Source organism: Sorangium sp. KYC3313, from assembly GCF_052075895.1.
Lineage (GTDB): Bacteria > Myxococcota_A > Polyangia > Polyangiales > Polyangiaceae > Sorangium > Sorangium cellulosum_B.
Map to the genome: position 1 here is coordinate 12,226,712 of NZ_CP197255.1, position 18,520 is coordinate 12,245,231.

General features: G+C 73.3%; 10 protein-coding genes. 3 read left to right on the forward strand and 7 right to left on the reverse strand.

Features of this window, described 5'->3' with window-relative positions; all coding sequences use genetic code 11:
• Positions 1 to 4 precede the first annotated feature (4 nt).
• The 5 genes from ACSRUE_RS46550 to sppA all read right to left on the reverse strand — a co-directional run bounded on the left by ACSRUE_RS46550 (position 5) and on the right by sppA (position 11,890).
• Complete coding sequence (locus ACSRUE_RS46550) at positions 5 to 4,165, reverse strand: PAAR-like domain-containing protein (RefSeq protein WP_441289158.1); 4,161 nt, start codon at positions 4,163 to 4,165, stop codon at positions 5 to 7.
• Positions 4,166 to 4,323: 158 nt separating this feature from the next.
• Positions 4,324 to 5,112 carry a hypothetical protein gene (locus ACSRUE_RS46555; protein WP_441289159.1) on the reverse strand — a complete coding sequence of 263 codons (789 nt, stop codon included), beginning with the start codon at positions 5,110 to 5,112 and terminating at the stop codon, positions 4,324 to 4,326.
• Between the two features lie 203 nt (positions 5,113 to 5,315).
• Positions 5,316 to 5,825: a hypothetical protein gene (locus ACSRUE_RS46560; RefSeq protein WP_441289160.1), complete on the reverse strand. Its 510-nt coding sequence runs from the start codon at positions 5,823 to 5,825 to the stop codon at positions 5,316 to 5,318.
• 338 nt (positions 5,826 to 6,163) lie between these two features.
• Positions 6,164 to 9,574 (reverse strand): vitamin B12-dependent ribonucleotide reductase, encoded by a 3,411-nt coding sequence (locus tag ACSRUE_RS46565; RefSeq protein WP_441289161.1) that lies wholly within the window; start codon positions 9,572 to 9,574, stop codon positions 6,164 to 6,166.
• 516 nt (positions 9,575 to 10,090) lie between these two features.
• Positions 10,091 to 11,890, reverse strand: a complete 1,800-nt coding sequence (gene sppA / locus ACSRUE_RS46570; protein ID WP_441289162.1) for a signal peptide peptidase SppA — start codon at positions 11,888 to 11,890, stop codon at positions 10,091 to 10,093.
• A 446-nt stretch (positions 11,891 to 12,336) separates the two neighbouring features.
• Here sppA and ACSRUE_RS46575 point away from each other — a divergent pair, with 446 nt between their 5' ends.
• The 3 genes from ACSRUE_RS46575 to ACSRUE_RS46585 all read left to right on the forward strand — a co-directional run bounded on the left by ACSRUE_RS46575 (position 12,337) and on the right by ACSRUE_RS46585 (position 16,304).
• Positions 12,337 to 13,929, forward strand: a complete 1,593-nt coding sequence (locus tag ACSRUE_RS46575) for a ribonuclease J (RefSeq protein ID WP_441289163.1) — start codon at positions 12,337 to 12,339, stop codon at positions 13,927 to 13,929.
• Positions 13,926 to 15,011 carry a CHAD domain-containing protein gene (locus tag ACSRUE_RS46580; RefSeq protein WP_441289164.1) on the forward strand — a complete coding sequence of 362 codons (1,086 nt, stop codon included), beginning with the start codon at positions 13,926 to 13,928 and terminating at the stop codon, positions 15,009 to 15,011. The genes ACSRUE_RS46575 and ACSRUE_RS46580 overlap by 4 nt, the downstream gene beginning before the upstream one ends.
• 171 nt (positions 15,012 to 15,182) lie before the next feature.
• Positions 15,183 to 16,304, forward strand: a complete 1,122-nt coding sequence (locus ACSRUE_RS46585; protein ID WP_441289165.1) for a hypothetical protein — start codon at positions 15,183 to 15,185, stop codon at positions 16,302 to 16,304.
• Positions 16,305 to 16,365: 61 nt separating this feature from the next.
• Here the strand turns inward: ACSRUE_RS46585 and ACSRUE_RS46590 are convergent, their stop codons facing one another.
• Positions 16,366 to 16,935, reverse strand: a complete 570-nt coding sequence (locus tag ACSRUE_RS46590; protein ID WP_437761939.1) for a peptidylprolyl isomerase — start codon at positions 16,933 to 16,935, stop codon at positions 16,366 to 16,368.
• A gap of 188 nt (positions 16,936 to 17,123) precedes the next feature.
• Positions 17,124 to 18,335, reverse strand: coding sequence for a thiolase family protein (locus ACSRUE_RS46595; protein WP_441289166.1), 1,212 nt, complete (start codon positions 18,333 to 18,335; stop codon positions 17,124 to 17,126).
• Between the last annotated feature and the right edge of the window lie 185 nt (positions 18,336 to 18,520).

Genomic DNA, 18,520 nt, shown 5'->3' on the forward strand with positions numbered 1-18,520 from the left:
CTGATCAGCGCCGGCGCCGGCCGCGGCCCCCTTGCCGGCCGGGGCGCGCCTCGACCCAGGTGCCTTGATGCACGTACGGCGTCGTTCCGCCCGTCCAGTTCGGCGCCATCATGCCCGGGCCCCATGCGTGGCCGCCCGGCCCCACGGACGTGGTGCCCGCGTAGGTCGCGGCCGGGTTGGCCGAGCGCGCGCCGCTCGCGATCGCCCGGGTCTCGTCCGCGACCGCTTGGAGCACGCTCGGCCCGTTGCCAGCCGCTGGGGTCGCGCTGTTGCACGCGGACAGCTCGACGCGCCGCTTTCGCCCCCGCTTCTGGCCGCGGAACCCCGCCGCCGTGAGCCGCTGCCCGAGCTGGCGGCCGTCGATGTACCCGTTGCCCCACTCCACCAGGTTGGGCGCGCCGTGCGTTGATACGATGACGTGATCCTCTCGCGCCAGGCTGCCCGGCGTGAGCTGATCGTATCGAAGCACGCGCGCGCCCGGGTGCTGTGCCTGAAGAAGGGCGACGTGCTGCTGGATGGTCGCGTCGGCCGGCGCGCCCACGACGATCGTCGTGAGCCCGGAAGGGTCGATGAAGATCGTGACGTTGGGGACGAACCCGATCTCCTGCAGCGCGCCCAGCAGGCCGAGCGGGTCGGGGGTCAGGAAGACGTGCGTCGCCGGGTCGTAGAAGCGGTGGCGGTTGTAGTGCAGGCCGGTCACCGCGTCGGCGCGCTGCCCGGCGAACCGGAGCGCGCCCGGATCGCCCGTCGCGCGCGCGACGCGGCCGAAGGCGCCGAGATCGATCTCCGACGCGCGCCCGTCGCGGTGCAGGTAAAGCCACGGCGTGGAGGCGGCGTCCGTCACGACCATCCGCCAGTCCTTGCCGTCGCGCGCCTCGAGGAGCGGCGTGAAGCCGTCGTCGTCGAACACGCGCTGGATCGACGGGCCGCTCGTCGGGCGCTCCTCGACGAGGCTCTCGCCATCCCAGCCGAACCAGGTGCTCTCGCCATTGCCGTGCGCCTGCGCGACGCAGCGGCCGAGGGGGTCGTAGAGGTAACGGACGGCGAGGCCGTCGCCGCGGACCGCTGCGACGAGGCGGTCGCGCTCGTCGTACTGGTAGCGCCAGGTCTGCAGCGGCCCCTGGCCGGCGCGGCCCGCGAGGCGGCCGCGGGCGTCCCACTGGATCTCGGCGCCGCCCGCGCGCAGGGGACGGCCGTCCCCGCCGATCGACCACGCGGGGCCGCGCGACGGGATCGGGGTCCCCTGGGGCGCGTACGCGAACTGCTCGTCGGCGCCGAGGCCGTGGAGGCGGAGCGGCCTGCCCTCGACGTCGAGGTCGTAGCGGCGCGCGCCGCGCTCGCTGTCCTCGACCGCCGCGACCGGGCCCACCCGGCTCCAGGTCCACGCGCGCGTCCGGACGGGCTCGCCCCGCCCATCCAGGATGGCGACGCTCTCCGGCATGCCCTGGACGTCGCGCGACCAGACGAGCGCGCGCGTCCCGTCGAGCCGCCTCCGCCGCGACTCGCCGCGCGCGTCCCGTTCGAAGGCGAGCCCGTCCGCCTCGGCGGCGGCGACCTCGAGCGACGCCGGCGCGCCATCTTCCTCGCGCCGGTGCACCTCGACCGACCACCCCGTCGCATAGCGACGCTCCAGCACGCGGCCCGCGTCGTCGAAGCGGCGTGCGACGACGAACGCGAACCCGGCGGCCTCCTGGACCTCCCGGACGACCCGGCCGTCCTCGTCGCGCTCGAACGTGACCATCACGTCCGCGTTCCGCGCGCGCGTGAGGTGGCCGAGCGCGTCGTACTGGAGCTCCTCCACGAGCCCGCCCGAGGTCTCGAGCTTCGTCACGCGACCGGCGCCGTCGCGCTCGTAGCGCACCCACGTTCCGTCGGCGTGGGTCGTCCGGACGAGGTGGTTCGATCCGTCGTACTCGTACGCCGTGATCGAGCCGCCGAACGAGGTCTCGCGGGAGAGGTTGCCGCAGCCGTCGTAGTCGCGCGCATGGCGCTCGCCCGCGGCGTTCTCGATCCAGCGGAGCCGGAGGAGCGCGTCGTAGCCGAGCCGGAATCGCCTGCCGTCCGGGCGCACCACCTCGACGAGCGCGCCGGCGACATAGCGGTACCTGGTGATCCCGCTCGCGTCGGAGCGCGCGGTGACGCGGCGGCTGGCGTCGATCTCCAGCTCCTGGACGTTGCCGTTCGGCTCCTCCAGGCGCACCAGCGCGAAGCGCGAGTCGTACGCGAATCGATAGACGCCGCCCTTCGGGGTGCGCGCCTCGACGGGGCACCCGAACAGATCGAAGACGTACTCGTAGACGTCGCCGGCCGGCGTCTCGACCCGCAGCGGGTTGCCGTGCGCGTCGTAGTCGTACGTGAGCTCGGCGCCGTCCGGCCCGGTGGACGCCCGCACGAGGCCGTGCGCGTCCCACTCGAGGGCGTGCTCGCGGCCGCGCCAGTCGACGCTCCCGGTCGGGACGCCCCTCCGGTACGTGGTGCGGGTCTTCTTCCCGTCGGGCCGCGTGCGGACGATGGCCTGCGCCTCTTCGTCGACCGCGTCTCGCCAGGTCGCGCCGCCGGGCTCGGTGACGCTCGCGAGGTGCCCCGCGGCGTTGTACGACAGCCGCGTAGTCCGCCCGCCGCCGTCGCGGATCGAGAGCAGCCTGCCGACCGTGTCGTACGTGTAGGTGCGCGCGTGGCCGCGCGGATCGACATAGGAGGTCACGAGGCCGAGCGCGTTGCCCGTGTATGTGTGGGTCGCGCCCTCGCCGTCGATGACCACGGTCCTGCGCAGGGCGGTGTCGTACGAGAGCCGGGCGTGGTGAATGCCCCGGGCGCCCGGGAGGCAGGGCGCGCCGAGCTCCGCGAGCACGTCGCGGCCGGCGATCTCGCCCCACGTCTCGACGCACCGCCTGACGCCGTCGATCGCCTCGTACCTGAAGCGGAAAGCGAGCCCGTCGGGCAAGATCTCCCGGATGAGGTAGTGCTCCTCGTCGTACTCGTACCGGATCTCGGCGCCGCCCGCGTCGATGACCCGCACGAGATCGCCCGCACCGTCGAGCTCGTAAGTCACGGCACGGCGGGTGTGCGGGGTGCCATGCTCGTCGGTCGCGGTCACCTCCCACCAGGCGAAGGGTCCCTGGCGCTCGAGCCGGGCGCGCCGCCCGACGGCATCGACGATGCCCGTGAGCTCATCGCCTCGCCATTCCAGGGTGGCCTTGTTGCCGAACGCGTCGCGGAGCTCGACGAGCGCGAAGCGCTCCCCCGGGCCGGCGCGGCGCAGCACCCGCACGAGGCCGTCATCGTCTTCGACGAGGAGATCCTCTCCGACGGCGGCGACGCGAACACCGAACGGCAGGAGCAGGACCTGATCCTGCGCGGGCCAGGAGAGCACCTGGGTGCGACCGCCCGGCGACGTCAGCTCGAGCGCGTCGCCGCGGCGCCGAGCGCTCCAGGCGAGATCGTGCGACCACCCCCACCCCATGCCGCAGCGGTGCCGCACCGCCGCGGTCGAATAGCTTCGCTCCAACGTCACGACCAGGGGCCCCGGCAGCTCGACGTCCGCGACCGGGTTCGTGTACATGGCCCCTGTCACGACGTCGACCGGGTGCCCCGCAGACGCCTGGCCGTCCGCAGACGGCGGCGCGGGTGGGCTCGGCGGCCCCGCGCCCTGACCGCTGCCCCCGCCGCCCCCGCCGCCGTTGCTTGGGCCCTGAGGGCCGCCGCCGCCCGGACCGCCGCCGCCCCCGCCGCCCCCGCCGCCCCCGCCGCCCCCGCCCGCGGCGTTGCTCGCACTCGCGCCTGCGCCGACAGTGATGCTCTTGTTCATCTGGCCCATGCTGCCCGTGATGCCGGCCATGCCGAGCTCGATGAGGACGTTGGGCGCGCCCAGCCAGGGGAAGCACGGTCCTCCCGTGTTGAGGCTGACAACCTCTTTGAGCGTGCCTGGCTCGTTGCCGTGACAGGCCTTCATGCAGCCGCCGACCGTGAGGATCTTCGCCCCTTCGATCTTGGTCCGCATGCACGGATCGATGATCCCCTCGGCCACGGTGCCCATCGTCGGATATGGGATCGGCAGCGGACTCGGCGCCGCGGGCGTCAGGCACACGCTGACGGCCATGCCGGTCATCTGGTGGCCCGACTTCTCCGTGATCGTGTCCATGTGAAGGGCGGTCACCTTGGCCATGACGCTCTCGAGCGTCTCACGAGAGGTGCCCCGTCCTCAATGCGGAGGTCGGCGTGACGCGCGCGGGTCCGTGTCAGCCGACCTCGCGATCGCGCCCGGCGTTCTCCCGACCGCGTCCGCGGCGCTCGCGCCCGGCGTCGCGACGACGGCGTTCGCGCTCACCCGCCGAGCGGCGCGGCCGCCTCGGGCTCCACCGGGGCCTCGCCCCCCGGCTCTGCCGGCGGCGCGTCGGCCTCGATCTGGCCGGGCCGCCGCGAGGACGGGCGCACCCGCGCGGCCAGCTCCGGGTGGCCCGCGAGCCGGAACAGCCCCACGAGGAACGTCGCGGCGCGGCTGAACCGATCGTCGTACGCCGCGATCGCGGCGGTCTTGGCGAGCAGCGTCGCCTCGGCCTCGCGCGCCTCGCGGGCCACATCTTTCAGGTGGCCGCGGAGCGCGCCGCGCAGGCCCTCGATCCGGAGCACCGTCTCCTCGGTGTCCCAGCGGATCCCCTTGCGGCGCGGCTTCGGCAGGTCCCTGGCGCCGAGCGCGCGCGCCACCTCGCCGGCGAAGCGCTCCAGCTGCGCCGGGTCGCGCGGCGTCGCGTCCGTGAAGCCGAGGCGCGCCAGCGCCGCGGCGCCGTACAGCCCGGTGAGCCACTCGCGGAGCTCGGTCAGCTCGGTGTACAGCGCGGCGGCGGCCTCGTCGCGGGCCTCCCGCGGGGCTGCGTCGTCGGCGAGCTCCGCCTGGTGCGCCTCGTCGGCCGCCACCATGCGATCGCGCGCCTCGGCGAGGGCGCGCGCGACGATGTGCGTGAAGAGCGAGACGTCCGGCATCTTCTCTCCCTTGCGCAGGTGCGGAGAGAGCAGCGCCTCGAGCTCCGCGGCGATCCGGCCGGCGTGGGTCTCGCCGGACGCGACGACGGAGTTGGCGCTCTTCTGACGATCGGTGACCAGCTTCGAGGGCATGACAGCTCCTTCCCGTGAGGATCGATGCGCGGCGGCGGGCGCCATCGCCCGCCGTCGCGGCGCGGAGGAACGCCGCGCAACCGCGCAGGCTACAGGGTCCGGCCGCGCGCCCTCCATGGCCGGGCAGGTTTGCGGCGCTCGAGATCGCCGGATCGGGGTGGGGTGCCGCGACCCGGGACGAGGCGGTGCCCGGGCCGCCCGGCTCAGTTGCACTCGGCGGGCGGAGTGGTCCCGGCGAGGCTTGCTCGGATCTGGGTCAGCGCCTTGGCGCGCGGGGTCTTCCCGCTCTTCACGAGCTTCTCGATCCCGGCGCAGAGATGCGATGCCGTCGCTGCCTTCGACTTGGCTTCCGGCGACTTGCCCGACTTGGTGGCGACGGCGTGGAGCGCCGTGCAGCACGCCTGGATGGAGGCGCCTCCTCCCCGTGACGTCGTCGTCCCTGTCGCCCCCTCGGCCGTTGCCGCCCCAGCATCGGCTGCCGCCGCAGCCCCGGCGGAAGCCGCCGCCGCGGGCTCCTGACCCGCCGCGGGCTCCTGGTCCGCCGTCGGCTCCTGCGTCGCTGTTGCCGTCGGCACCGGATCGGCTGCCACGGGCGCGACTGTCGGTGCAGGCGCGGGGATTGTCTCCGGCTCTGCTTCTTCTTTCCGGCAGGAGCTCGACAGGATGCTGCAGACAAGAGCGACGAAGGCGATGGACGAACGCGACGGGCTCATGCCCCGTCTTCTACAGAGCTTCTCCGAGCGCATCCATACGGCTGCCCGGGTACAAGCCCGTACGGCCCCGCCCGCCGCCCTCCCGCGCCCGCCTCGCCCAAACGCTCCGCGATCACCCCCACCCTCCCCCTTCCCCCCGAGTCGGCGGGGGTGGGGGTGACGAGGGAGGGGCCGGCGGGGGAGGGCCCCACGAACCCGAGCGCCGGCCCGCATCGCAGCTCAGCCCCTCAGATCCGTCTCCCCCCGTTCACGAGGCAACAGCCACGAAAAGGCGCGAGTTCGTGGGAGGGCCCCCCGCCGGTCCCTCCCTCGTCACCCCCACCCCCGCCCGTCGCAGCTCAGCTGCATCCCATGCTGTTGCCGCAGTTGAGGCACTTGTAGCAGGCCCCGTTCCTCACGGTGATGTGCCCGCAGCCGTCGCAGACCGGCGCGTCGCCCATCATGTCCTCGAGCTGCGCGTCGAGCGCGCTCGCCGTCCGTCCCCCGCCCTCGACCAGCGCCGCCGCGGCCGGCGCGCTCGACGAGAACGACGCCACGCCGCTCTCCTGCGCCCGCGACTCGACAGGGTCCTCCATGGCCGAGGTGACCGGCTGGACGTGGGCAAGGTCGTAGCGGTTCAGGTACTCGACCCCGAGCACGCGGAAGAGGTAGTCCACGATCGACGTCGAGATCTTCACGTAGTCGTGCCCCTCGACGACGCCCTGCGGCTCGAAGCGGGTGAAGGTGTACTGCTCGACGAAGGTCTCGAGCGGCACGCCGTACTGGAGCCCGATCGACACCGCCATCGCGAAGCAGTTCATCATCGAGCGGAACGCGGCGCCCTCCTTGTGGAGGTCGATGAAGATCTCGCCGAGCGTCCCGTCGTCGTACTCGCCGGTGCGGAGGTAGATCTTGTGCCCGCCGACGCGCGCCTCCTGCGTGAAGCCCTTGCGCTTCCTGGGCAGGCGGAACCGCTCGGGCGCCGCCGCCGAGGGCGACCGCGGGCGCGCCTGGCTCGCCAGCGCGGTCGCTGCCTGGACGACAGGCGCGGGGACCTCGGCCTTGCCCTTGCTCTCCTTGCCGTCGCTCGAGCTCGAGGTCGACGAGAGCGGCTGCGACGCCTTGCAGCCGTCGCGGTAGAGCGCGACCGCCTTGAGCCCGAGGCGCCACCCCTCCTCGTAGATCCGCTGCACCTCCTCGACCGTCGCGTCGTTCGGCAGGTTCACGGTCTTCGAGATGGCGCCGGACAGGAACGGCTGCGCGGCCGCCATCATGCGGACGTGCGCCATCGGCGCGAGGTACCGCCGGCCCTTCCTGCCGCAGCGGTTGGCGCAGTCGAACACCGCGTAGTGCTCCTCGCGCAGGTGCGGCGCCCCCTCCACCGTCATGCGGCCGATGATCGTCTCGTTCGCCTCCTCGATCTCCGCGGCCGAGAAGCCGAGGTGCTGGAGCAGCGAGAAGCCGAAGCGCGCCCGCGACTCCTTGGAGACGCCGAGCCTGTCATAGGCCTCCTCGCCGAGGATCCAGGGGCCGAAGGCGAGATCCAGATCGAAGACGCCGGGGATCGCGGCCTCGACCTTCGCGAGGTCGTCGCTCGTGAGCCCCCGCGCCTTGAGCGACGCCCGGTTCACGTGCGGCGCCGCCAGGAGCGTGTTCGTGCCGGAGACGTAGGCGACGATCTCCTGCACCTCGGCCTCGGGGTAGCCGAGCCGCCGGAGCGCCTCGGGCACGGACTGGTTCACGATCTTGAAGTAGCCGCCGCCGGCGAGCTTCTTGAACTTCACGAGCGAGAAGTCGGGCTCGATGCCCGTCGTGTCGCAGTCCATCAGGAGGCCGATGGTGCCGGTCGGGGCGAGCACCGTCGCCTGGGCGTTGCGGTAGCCGTGCTCCTGCCCGATCCGGACCGCCTCGTCCCAGTCGGCGCACGCGGCCCGCCAGAGCGACTCCGGGCAGCGGTCGCGGTCGATCGCGTAGGCGGCGTCCCGGTGCATGCCCATCACCCGGAGCATCGGCTCGCGGTTCCTGGCGAAGCCGGCGAACGGCCCCTTCGCGGCGGCCATCTCCGCCGAGACCCGGTAGGCGTGGCCGCAGAGGATCGCGGTGAGCGCGCCCGCGACCGAGCGCCCCTGATCGGAGTCGTACGGGATGCCCTGCAGCATGAGCAGGGTGCCGAGGTTGGCGTAGCCGAGCCCGAGCGGGCGGTAGTCGTGCGAGTTCTTCGCGATGCCGCGGGTCGGGTACGCCGAGAAGTCGACGAGGATCTCCTGGGCGACGAAGAACACCCGCACCGCGTGGCGGTAGCCCTCGATGTCGAACGAGCCGTCCTCGCGGAGGAACTTGGTGAGGTTCAGGCTCGCCAGGTTGCAGGCCGAGTCGTCGAGGAACATGTACTCCGAGCACGGGTTCGAGGCGTTGATGCGCGCCGTGTTCGGGCAGGTGTGCCAGCGGTTGATGGTCGTGTCGTACTGCACGCCCGGATCGGCGCAGCCCCACGCCGCCTCGGCGATCTGGCGCCAGAGATCCTTGGCGCTCAGCGTGTCGACGACCTCGCCGGTCGTCCGGGAGCGCGTCTCCCACGCCGCGCCCGTCGCCGCCGCGCGCATGAACTCGTCGCTCACGCGCACGGAGTTGTTCGAGTTCTGCCCGCTCACCGTGTGGTACGCCTCGCCGTTGAAGTCGGAGGGGTACCCCGCGCCGATGAGCGCCATCGCCTTCTTCTCCTCGCGGACCTTCCACTGGATGAAGTCGACGATCTCCGGGTGGTCCATGTCGAGGCAGACCATCTTCGCGGCGCGCCGCGTCGTGCCGCCGCTCTTGGTCGCGCCGGCGGCGCGGTCGAACACCTCGAGGAAGCTCATGAGCCCCGAGCTCGTCCCGCCGCCCGAGAGCTTCTCCTGCTTCCCGCGGATCGCGCTGAAGTTCGTCCCCGTCCCGGACCCGTACTTGAACAGCCGGGCCTCGCTCTTCACGAGGTCGTAGATGCTCATCAGGTCGTCCTGGACCGCCTGGATGAAGCACGCGGAGCACTGCGGCCGCTCGTAGGCGTTCCGGGTCTCGACGATGTCGTCGACCGCGCCCGCCCCGTTCGTTCGAGGCGCCGACGCCTTCCCGTTGGCGCTCCCGTTCCCCGCGTCGGCCGAGGCCTCGTTCCAGGCGTAGTTGCCGCCCGACCCCTCGATGCCGTACCGGTGGTAGAGCCCGCAGTTGAACCAGACGGGCGAGTTGAACGCGCCGTACTGGTGGACGAGCAGGTAGGCGAGCTCCGCCTCGAAGGTGTCCGCGTCCTTCGCCGAGGCGAAGTAGCCACCGAAGTGCTCACCCGCCTCGCGGATGGTGCGCGCCAGCCGGTGGACGACCTGGCGGACGCTCGTCTCGCCGAGCTCCTTCTTGCCGTGGATCCCCGCCTTGCGGAAGTACTTGGAGACGACGATGTCGGTCGCCAGCTGCGACCAGCCGGCGGGGATCTCGGCCCCTTCCATCTTGAAGACGACCGAGCCGTCGGGGTTGGTGATGACGCTCGAGCGGCGCTCCCAGGTGACCTCATCGAGCGGATCCGCGGCCCGGTGCGTGAACCGCCGGTCGAACCCGAGCCCGCGGGGGCGCGAGGCCCCCTTCTTCGCGCCCTTCTTCGAGGCTGCGCCGTCGACCTGCGCCTTGGCGGCCCCCCCGGTCACGGGACGAGCCTCCCCCTCTTCCTTCGTCCGTGCCGTCATCTTGCCGTTCCCGGCGGGGAGCTTACCGCCGTCACCCACAACTGCCGACTGGGCCATTTCCAAGTCCTCCTGTGAACCACCGCACCTGGCGGTGACCCGGGTCCTACCGAAAGCACAAAGAGTTCCCTGGAGAAGTCCGAGGCCTCATCGCCTCGATCTCCACAGGTCTCGTCGCTTCTCCCCTACTACCTGCTCGAACGTTCCGTCTTCAGACCAGTGAGCATAGTTTCAGGTGCCATGCCTGAAAGGCGTGCGCCGACATGCGGGAGCGCCTGACCGCTTGCTATCCAAACTCGCGAACGGTCCGTGCGTCAAGGAGAACCGCTACATGTTGGGATCTCCCTCCGAACAGGGCCCACATATAGGGCCTCTCTGTCCGGTACGGGATTCCTAGCGATCCGTGATCAGTTCTGAACAGGTGCTACCCACCGGGCGCACAGATTACGCACAGCTTCTCCCGCGAGAAAATCCGCCTCTTCCCGGGAATGCGCCAACCAACCACCCGCTCTTCCACGGAGCCGGGCAAGGCGCGGGCGCGCGCCGGGCGCGGCGTGGTCCCCCGGCCGTCGCCGCCTAGTCCAGGTCGCCGGCCTCCGCGCAATACGCGAGCACCCGCTCCCCCTCGCAGTGGACGGCGAGCGCCACCTCCTGGGCGATCCCTCGAAGCCCGAGGAGCTGGAGCAGCGTGGGCACCGGCGCCGGCAGCAGCGGTGGAGGTGGGATGTACCGCGACGCGCGCACGATGGCCGGCTCGATGGCCGCCGCCTTGGGCCCGATCATCTGGCGGAGCTCGTGGAGCGCCCGCTCGAACCCGCCGAGCATGTCGACGAGGCCGCGCGCCTGCGCGTCGGCGCCGCTGTAGACGCGCCCCTGCGCGAGCGGCTCGATCTCCTCGACCGGGCGGCGGCGGCCGCGGGCGACGACGCGGAGGAACGCCGCATAGATCGCGTCGAGCTCGCGCTCCACCACCGCCCGCTCCCCCGCGTCGAGCTTGCGCGACGGCGAGAACAGGTCGGCCCGCGCGCCGCGCTTCACGACGTCGGTCGAGACGCCGAGGCGCTCGAGCAGCGGACCGAGCGCGAAGCGCGCCGAGACCACGCCGATGCTCCCCGTGATCGTCTGCGGCTGCGCGACGATCGCGTGCGCGGCCGCCGCCACGTAGTAGCCGCCGCTCGCCGCCACGTTCGACAGGCACGCCACGACGGGCTTCACCTCCGCGAGGCGGGTGACCTCGTGGTGGATCCTGTCGGACGCGAGCGCGGAGCCGCCCGGCGAGTCGATGTGGAGGATGACCCCCTGGACGCGCGGGTTCTGCCGCGCCGCGCGCAGGCTCGCGACGAGCCGCTCCTCGCTGGCCAGGGAGGCGCCCCGGAAGCGGGCGCGGCTGACGATCGCGCCGTGCACCTCGACGACGCCGAGGACGGGCCGAGGCCACACCGGCGTCATCGAGAGGGCGCGCCGCGCGCCCAGGTAGCGGTCCGCCGACACGAGGCACTTCTTCGAATGCCGCGCTGCAGCGCGAGCGCCTCCGCCCGGCGCGCGGTCCGCGTCTTCCGCGCCGATCTCGGCGCGGCGCGGCGCAGCGGTCGCGCAGGGGAGCGACCCCGCCGCGAGCATGTGCTCGAGCTCGTCCTCGTACGCGACCGCGTCGACGATGCCCCGCGCGACGGCCTGCTCCGCGCCGAAGGGGGCCTCGTCGATCCACAGCGCGGCCGTCTCGCGATCGACGCGGCGCCCCTGGGCGAGCGCCGCGGTCAGGTCCCCGAGGCGCCCGTCGAGCAGGGCGCCCACCTGCTCGCGCTGCGCGGCGCTCATCGTGTCCCGCACGAGCACCTCGCCGGCGTTCTTGTACATCCCCTTCGCGAACACCTCGGGCTCGACGCCGACCTGCTCCAGTGCGCGGCGCACGTAGCGGCCCTCCACCGCGAACCCGAGCGGCGACACCAGCGTCTCGGGCCCGACGACGATGGCCCGCGCGGCCGAGGCGAGCAGGAGCGTCGTGGTGTCGGCGCCCATCGGCAGGTAGGCGACGATGTCCTTGCCCCCCGCCCGGATCTCGAGGAGCGCGTCCCGCAGCGAGGCCGCCACCGCCGGCCCGGCGTGCACCGACCGCATCCGGAGGAGCAGCCCCGCCGGGCGCGGATCCCTCATCAGGTGCTTGCCGAGCTCGCGGACGCGCTCCACCGAGAGCGGAGCCCTCTTCCTCCGGCGCCACGGGAGCGCGAGGCGGACCCGGGGGGGCTGCAGGTCGACCACGCGGCCGTCGATTTCGAGGACGACATACCCGCCCCGAGGTGCAGCAAACGCCCAGCGGAGCGCGCTGACGGGGAGCAGCAGCAGGCGGAGGACATTGACGAGCAGGGCAGCGATCACCGGAGGCTCCTCGGAATCAGGGGGACAGGCGACGGAGAGGCGGCTCGGCGTCCGCCGGCGGTCACGATGGGGTGGGGAGGGAGACAGGGTGTGCAGGAACCGGTCCGCGCGGCGCGGGATCCGGCGGTGAGGTCGGCGTTCGCCTGGCCCCGGCGCTGGAACTGGAAAGAGAGAGCGTGACGCAAGGGGCCACCCTGTGGCTACACTGTCGCTCCAAGTTTCGAAGGGGACGGCGAGCCGATGTGGGTTACGTCTTGAAGAAGTCGTCCTCTCTCTTTCAGACCAGCTCAGCAAGCCGCGGGCCGTAGGCCCCCGGCGCCCTGGGTGGCAGACCCCCTCCACCGAACGTGCATCCCGAGCAGAGCGCCCCCGCCCCGAGCCAGCTCCCCCTGCCACCGCCGTCCACCCTGCGGCTCGTGCCCCTCGGAGGGCTCGGCGAGGTGGGGATGAACTGCCTCGCGCTCCAGCAGGCGGATGGGCTGCTGCTCATCGACTGCGGGGTGACGTTCCCGAGCACGGACCTCGGCGTCGACGTGTACCACCCGCGCTTCGATCACGTGCTCGCGCTCCGCGATCAGGTGCGCGGCATCGTGCTGACGCACGGCCACGAGGACCACATCGGCGGGCTGCCGTTCCTCCTGCGTCACCTCGACGTCCCGGTCTGGGGCCCGCCGCACGCGCTGGAGCTGGTGCGCTACCGGCTCGCGGAGCACGCGCTCGAGGACAAGGTGCGCCTGCTCCCCACGCAGGTCGGGCGCGAGGTGGCGATCGGCGGCTTCGTCGTGGAGCCGCTCCGGGTGACGCACTCGATCGTCGACGCGACGGCGCTCGCGATCCACACGGCCGCGGGGCTCGTCGTCCATACCGGGGACTTCAAGCTGGACCCGACGCCGCTCGACGGCGAGCCGACCGACGAGGCCCGCTTCCGCGCGCTCGGCGACGCCGGCGTCCGGCTGCTCCTGTCCGACAGCACCAACGTGGACTCGCCCGGCGAGGCGGGGAGCGAGCGCGCCGTCGCCCACGCGCTGGCGGAGCTCGTCGAGACAGCGCCGGCGCGCGTCGTGGTCGGCGTCTTCGCGTCGAACATCCAGCGCCTCCTCGCCCTCGGTCAGGCCGCGATCCGGGCGCGCCGCAAGATCTGCCTGCTCGGCCGCAGCGTGCAGACGCACGTGCGGGCCGCGCAGACCGTGGGGAGGCTCCCGTGGCCGAGCGACCTGCTCGTCCCGCCCGAGGTCGCCTCCTCGATGCCGCGCGAGCGGCTCCTCGTCATCGCGAGCGGCACGCAGGCCGAGCGGGCCTCCACGCTGACGCGGTTCGCCTCGGGGACGCACCCGCTCCTGCGCCTCGAAGAGGGGGATCGGGTGGTGCTCTCGAGCCGCGTCATCCCGGGCAACGACCGCCCGGTCGTCGACATGATGGCCGGGCTGCTCCGCCTCGGCGTCGAGCTCGTGACGTGGTCGACGGATCGGCGCGTCCACGCGAGCGGGCACGCGCACCGGACGGAGCAGGCGCGCATGATCGACCTCACCCAGCCGCGCGGCTTCCTCCCCGTGCACGGCGCGCTGCACCACCTGACGCGGCACGCGGAGCTCGCGCGGGAGCGCGGCGTGTCCGAGGTGCTCGTCGCCGAGAACGGCCACGTCGTCGAGATCGGCAAGACGCAGCCGCTCGGCCGGAGCGGCCGGGCCGTCGCCGGCCGGGTGGCGACGGCGGGCGGCGAGGAGCTCGGGGAGGAGGTCCTCCGGGAGCGAGCGAACCTCGGTCGCTCCGGGGTGGCCTTCGTGTCGCTGGTCGTCGATGTGCACGGCGCCCTCGCGGCGCCGCCGCAGGTCCTCGCCCGCGGGGTCACCGGGGAGCTCGAGGGCGGCGCGCTGAGGGCCGCGGCGCGCGCGGTCGCGCAGGCGGTGAACGACTGCGAGCCGCGCGCGCGGCGCCGTGACAACGACATCATCGAGATCGCCCGGCTCGCGGCGCGCCGGACGCTCGAGGCGAAGCTCGGGAGGCGCCCGCTGGTGACGGTGGCGCTCACGCGCCTGTGACGCCGCTCGAGGGGAGCCCCCCGCCCTCGGGCGGCGGTGGCGCCGAAGCCGGCGGCGGCGGCGGCGGCGGCGCGAGGCTCTCCGCGCGAGATTTCCTGGGTCCAGTGCTGCTCTCCCACATCGAGCGCGTCCGCGCCGATGCGCGGCGCGTCGTCGCCGCGAGCGAGCAGGGCGAGAGCGCGGAGCCGGACGCGGAGGCGTTGCACGACTTCCGGGTCTCGCTTCGCCGGCTCCGGACGCTGCTCAAGCCGGCGCGACGCATCTACGGCAGGAGGCGGCTCCGCCCCGTGGCCGAAGGGCTCCGTGAGTTCGCGCGGGCGACCGGCGCGCTGCGCGACGAGGAGGTGCTGCGCGAGACGCTCACCGCGCTCGATCTGGACGAGGCGGCCCGGGCGGCCGTCGCAGGATGGGTCGCGCAGCGCGCGGGCCGCGAGCGCGAGGCGAGGACCCACGTCGTCGAGCTGGTCCGGCAGGATCGCCCGGACGACGCGGGCGCGACCCAGGCCGATCCGCCAGCGGACGACGCGGGCGCGACCCAGGCCGATCCGCCAGCGGACCAAACGGGCGCGACGCAGGCCGACACGCCGGTCGCGGGCGAGCGGCCCCGGCTGGAGCATCACCTCGCGCGCCTCGAGCTGCTCATCTCGCGCCGGAAAGCGAGGAAGCGCGGCGCCGAGGCGCTCGCGAGGCGAGCGATCGGTGATGCCCTGGACGACGTGCGCGCGCTCGCCGCGAGCGATCCGGGCGACGGCGCGGCCATGCACGCGCTCCGGATCCGCTTCAAGCGGCTGCGCTACTCCGCGGAGACGTTCTCGCCGCTCTTCGGAGAGCGCGCCGAGCGCACCGCGAAATCCGCGACACGGATGCAGCGCCGCCTCGGCCAGCTGCACGACGCCGACGAGGCGCTCGCGCAGCTGAGGAGAGCGGAGGAGCTGGCGCCCGACGCGCGCGCGCCCGTCATCGAGGCGCTCGTCGCAGAGCGGGCGCGGCTCGCTCACAAGGCGACGGAGGAGCTCGCGCGGGAGCTCGAGACGCTCACATCGCTCTGGTCGGGCGATCCCCGCGCGCTCCCGCGCGGATGACGCAGCGCGCGGGGCGCGGCGCAGCAAGGAGCGTCGCGGCAGGCGCGCTTCGGACGGGGCGAAGGGTCACCGGGATTGCCGGCTGCGGAGCTCGCCGTGCGGGCGGGCGCTTCGTGGTACCGTCGGTCGGGCTCCTTCGAACCGAGGCGAAGCCCGCCGATCCCGGAGGTCGTGTTGCGCCGCTCTGCCTTCCAAAGCGTCACCGCGCTCGTCGCTCTCCTCGCGGCGAGCGCCTGCACCCAGGACTTCGACCAGTTCGAGCCCGAGCTCTTCCCGGGACCGTCCGGGAGCGGCTCCGGCGGGGCCAGCAGCTCGGGCGGAGCTGCCAGCAGCTCGGGCGGAGCTGGAGGAGGCCAGACGTCGGCTGGGAGCACCACGACCAGCAGCGGCGCCGGCGGCGGCGAGCGGTGCGCCAACGGCGAGGATGACGACGGCGACGGCGCCGTCGACTGCGCCGACGACGACTGCGGCGGGTTCGCCTGCGTCGCCGTGCCCGATGGCTGGCAAGGGCCCGGCCTCCTGTACCAGGGCCCCGAGGCCGCGGACGTCGCCTGCCCCGAGGGCTTCCCCGAGCGGGTGGACGTGGGCGGCCGCGATCCCGTCGACACACCCGCGACCTGCAGCCCGTGCGCGTGCGGGGCGCCGACCGTGGCGTGCGAGACGCCCGCGGTCACGGTGTACACGCGTGGCGCGTGTGGCGGGGCGGGCGTGACGCTGCCGGTGCAGACGGAGGACTGCATCAACATCGGCGGCGACTTCCAGGCCGGCAGCTACAGCGGCGAGGCGCCCGGCGTGGATTCGGCGACGTGCGCTCCGTCGGGCGGCGAGGCGACGTTGCCGCCGCCGCGCTTCGGGATCGAGGGGCTCGTGTGCGCCGCCGCGTCGGACGCCGGCGGATGTGAGGCCGGCGAGGCCTGCGCCCCGCGAGAGATCGATGCGCCGTTCGAACAGGGCGCCTGCGTCTGGCGCGACGGCGAGCGGAGCTGCCCCGAGGGGTTCGGCGAACGACACGTGTTCGCGAGCTCGATGGTCGACGACCGCGGCTGCACGCGGTGCACGTGCGACACGGGCGGCGTGCGCTGCGCGGCGACGCTGACGCTCTTCGGGCAGAGCCGCTGCCGGGGGCCCGGTGAGACCGTGCCGTTCAACGGGGCCTGCGTCGACGACCCGCCCCCCGCCACCTCGGTGTCGATCGCGGTGACCGGAAGCGGCAGCTGCCAGCCGCGCGGCGGCGCCCCCAGCGGCGAGGTCGAGGAAGGCGACGACAAGATCACCGTCTGCTGCGCCCGCTGAACGAGCGAAGCCCCGCGCTGGCCGCGCGGCGCTGAACGGCGCCGCGCGGCGCGCAGCGCGCCTACTGCCGGAAGATCTCGACGCGCTCGAGGACGACGTCCTGGTTGGGCCGATCGCGCGTGGTCGCCACGTTGGCGATGCGGTTGACGATGTCCTGCCCGCCCACGACCTTACCGAACACCGTGTGGCGGTTGTCGAGGTGCGGCGTCGGCCCGTCGGTGATGAACCACTGCGCGCCGTTCGTGTTCTTGCCGGCGTTGGCCATGGAGAGCACGCCGGCGCCCTCGTGCCGCAGCGAGGGGTTGAACTCGTCGGCGAACTTGTACCCGGGGCCGCCCGTGCCCCAGAGCTGCGCCTTGTCCGGGTAGCGCGAGAGCGGGTCGCCGCACTGGATCATGAACCCCGAGATCACGCGGTGAAAGCGGACGCCGTCGTAACAGGGAGTCCCCTGCATCCCCTGGCCGGTCTTCGGATCGGTCCAGTTGATGGTGCCCGTGGCGAGACCGACGAAGTTCTTGACCGTGTTGGGAGCGCCCTCCTCCTCGAGCCGGACCGTGATGTCACCGAGCGAGGTCTTGAGCCGAGCGTGGAGCTTGCCGGTGCCGGGCACGTTGATCGGGGGGAATTCCATCAGGCCTTCTCCTTTTCTTGGCCGCCGAGGCGGCGCCGTCAGTTCTTGGCCGCCGAGGCGGCGCCGTCAGTTCTTGGCCGCCGAGGCGGCGCCGTCAGCCGAGGGAGGTGAGCCGCGGGCCCCCCTTCCTGCGTTCTGCTGCGGCGGTCTTATCTCATCTGGCGCCGCGGACGAGCGGCGAAATGACCTCACGCGCGCTCGAAGAGCGTCGCGATGCCCTGGCCGACGCCGATGCACAGCGAGGCGACCCCGACCTTGGCGCCGCGCGCGCGCATCGCATGCACGAGGGTGCACGCGATCCGCGCGCCCGAGCAGCCGATCGGGTGCCCGAGCGCGATCGCTCCGCCGCGGACGTTGACGCGCGCCGGGTCGAGCTCGAGCGCGCGCGAGCACGCGAGCGCCTGCGCCGCGAACGCCTCGTTGAGCTCGAAGAGGTCCACGTTGGGGACGCGCAGCCCGGTCCGCTGGAGGAGCTTCTTCACGGCCGGGATCGGCCCCTCCCCCATGAGGTTGGGATCCACCCCGGCGGTCGCCGTCGCGATCACCCGCGCGCGCGGCGTCGCGCCGGCGGCCTGCACGGCGTCGCCCGAGGCGAGCAGGAGGGCCGCGGCGCCGTCGTTGAGGGGCGACGAGTTGCCCGCCGTGACGGTCCCGCCCTCGCGGAAGGCGGGCTTGAGCTTCGACAGCGCCTCGAGCGAGGCGTCGGCGCGCACGCCCTCGTCGCGCTCGAACAGGACGGGCTCGCCCTTCTTCTGGGGGACGAGCACGGGGACCACCTCGGCGGCGAAGCCCCCCGACTCCCAGGCGAGCGTGGCGCGCTCGTGGGAGAGGAGCGCGAACCGGTCCTGTTCGTCGCGGCTGATGCCGTGCTTCTTGGCCACGTTCTCGGCCGTCTCCCCCATCGACTGGAGCTCGAACCGCGCGGCCATCCGCGCGTTCGGATAGCGCCAGCCGAGGGTCGTATCGTAGACGGTCGGCGCGCTCCGCTCGAAGCGCTCGGCCTGCTTGGGCATCGTGAACGGCGCGCGCGTCATGCTCTCGACGCCCCCCGCGATCGCGCAGTCGGTCTCGCCGGTGGCGATCATCCGCGCGGCGTCGGCCACCGCCTCGAGCCCCGAGCCGCAGAGGCGATTCACCGTGACGCCCGGGACCTCGTAAGGGAGACCGGCGAGCAGCGCGGCCATGCGCGCGACGTTGCGGTTGTCCTCTCCGGCCTGGTTCGTCGCGCCGAAGACGACGTGATCGAGGCGCGGCGCGAGCGAAGGGTTGCGACGCACGAGCGCGTCGAGGACGTGCGCCGCGAGGTCGTCGGGGCGGACCGTCGCCAGGGCGCCGGCGTAACGGCCGATAGGGGTCCGGACAGCATCGACGACAAAGACAGGGCGCAGGGCAGCAGCCATGACGAGAGCGTAGCGTCGCCTGGTCAGCGCGCAGCGGGAGATCGCGCGCGCCCTGGAATCTCCGCTCGGCTCGACGCGCGCCGCGCCGGCGTCGATGTCGCGTGTGCCCGCCCGGTCACGCCAGGGGTGAGCACAGCGACGGATCGACAGGCCGGCGCGGACGCCGACCGATCGGCCCGATCCGT

Excerpts from the sequence above, each read along its gene's own strand:
- ACSRUE_RS46575 (WP_441289163.1), top strand. The coding sequence starts at position 12,337 with ATGAACTGCCTCGCGCTCCAGCAGGCGGATGGGCTGCTGCTCATCGAC.
- ACSRUE_RS46590 (WP_437761939.1), bottom strand. The coding sequence starts at position 16,935 with ATGGAATTCCCCCCGATCAACGTGCCCGGCACCGGCAAGCTCCACGCT.
- ACSRUE_RS46595 (WP_441289166.1), bottom strand. The coding sequence starts at position 18,335 with ATGGCTGCTGCCCTGCGCCCTGTCTTTGTCGTCGATGCTGTCCGGACC.
- ACSRUE_RS46550 (WP_441289158.1), bottom strand. The coding sequence starts at position 4,165 with ATGGCCAAGGTGACCGCCCTTCACATGGACACGATCACGGAGAAGTCG.
- ACSRUE_RS46555 (WP_441289159.1), bottom strand. The coding sequence starts at position 5,112 with ATGCCCTCGAAGCTGGTCACCGATCGTCAGAAGAGCGCCAACTCCGTC.
- ACSRUE_RS46565 (WP_441289161.1), bottom strand. The coding sequence starts at position 9,574 with ATGGCCCAGTCGGCAGTTGTGGGTGACGGCGGTAAGCTCCCCGCCGGG.
- ACSRUE_RS46560 (WP_441289160.1), bottom strand. The coding sequence starts at position 5,825 with ATGAGCCCGTCGCGTTCGTCCATCGCCTTCGTCGCTCTTGTCTGCAGC.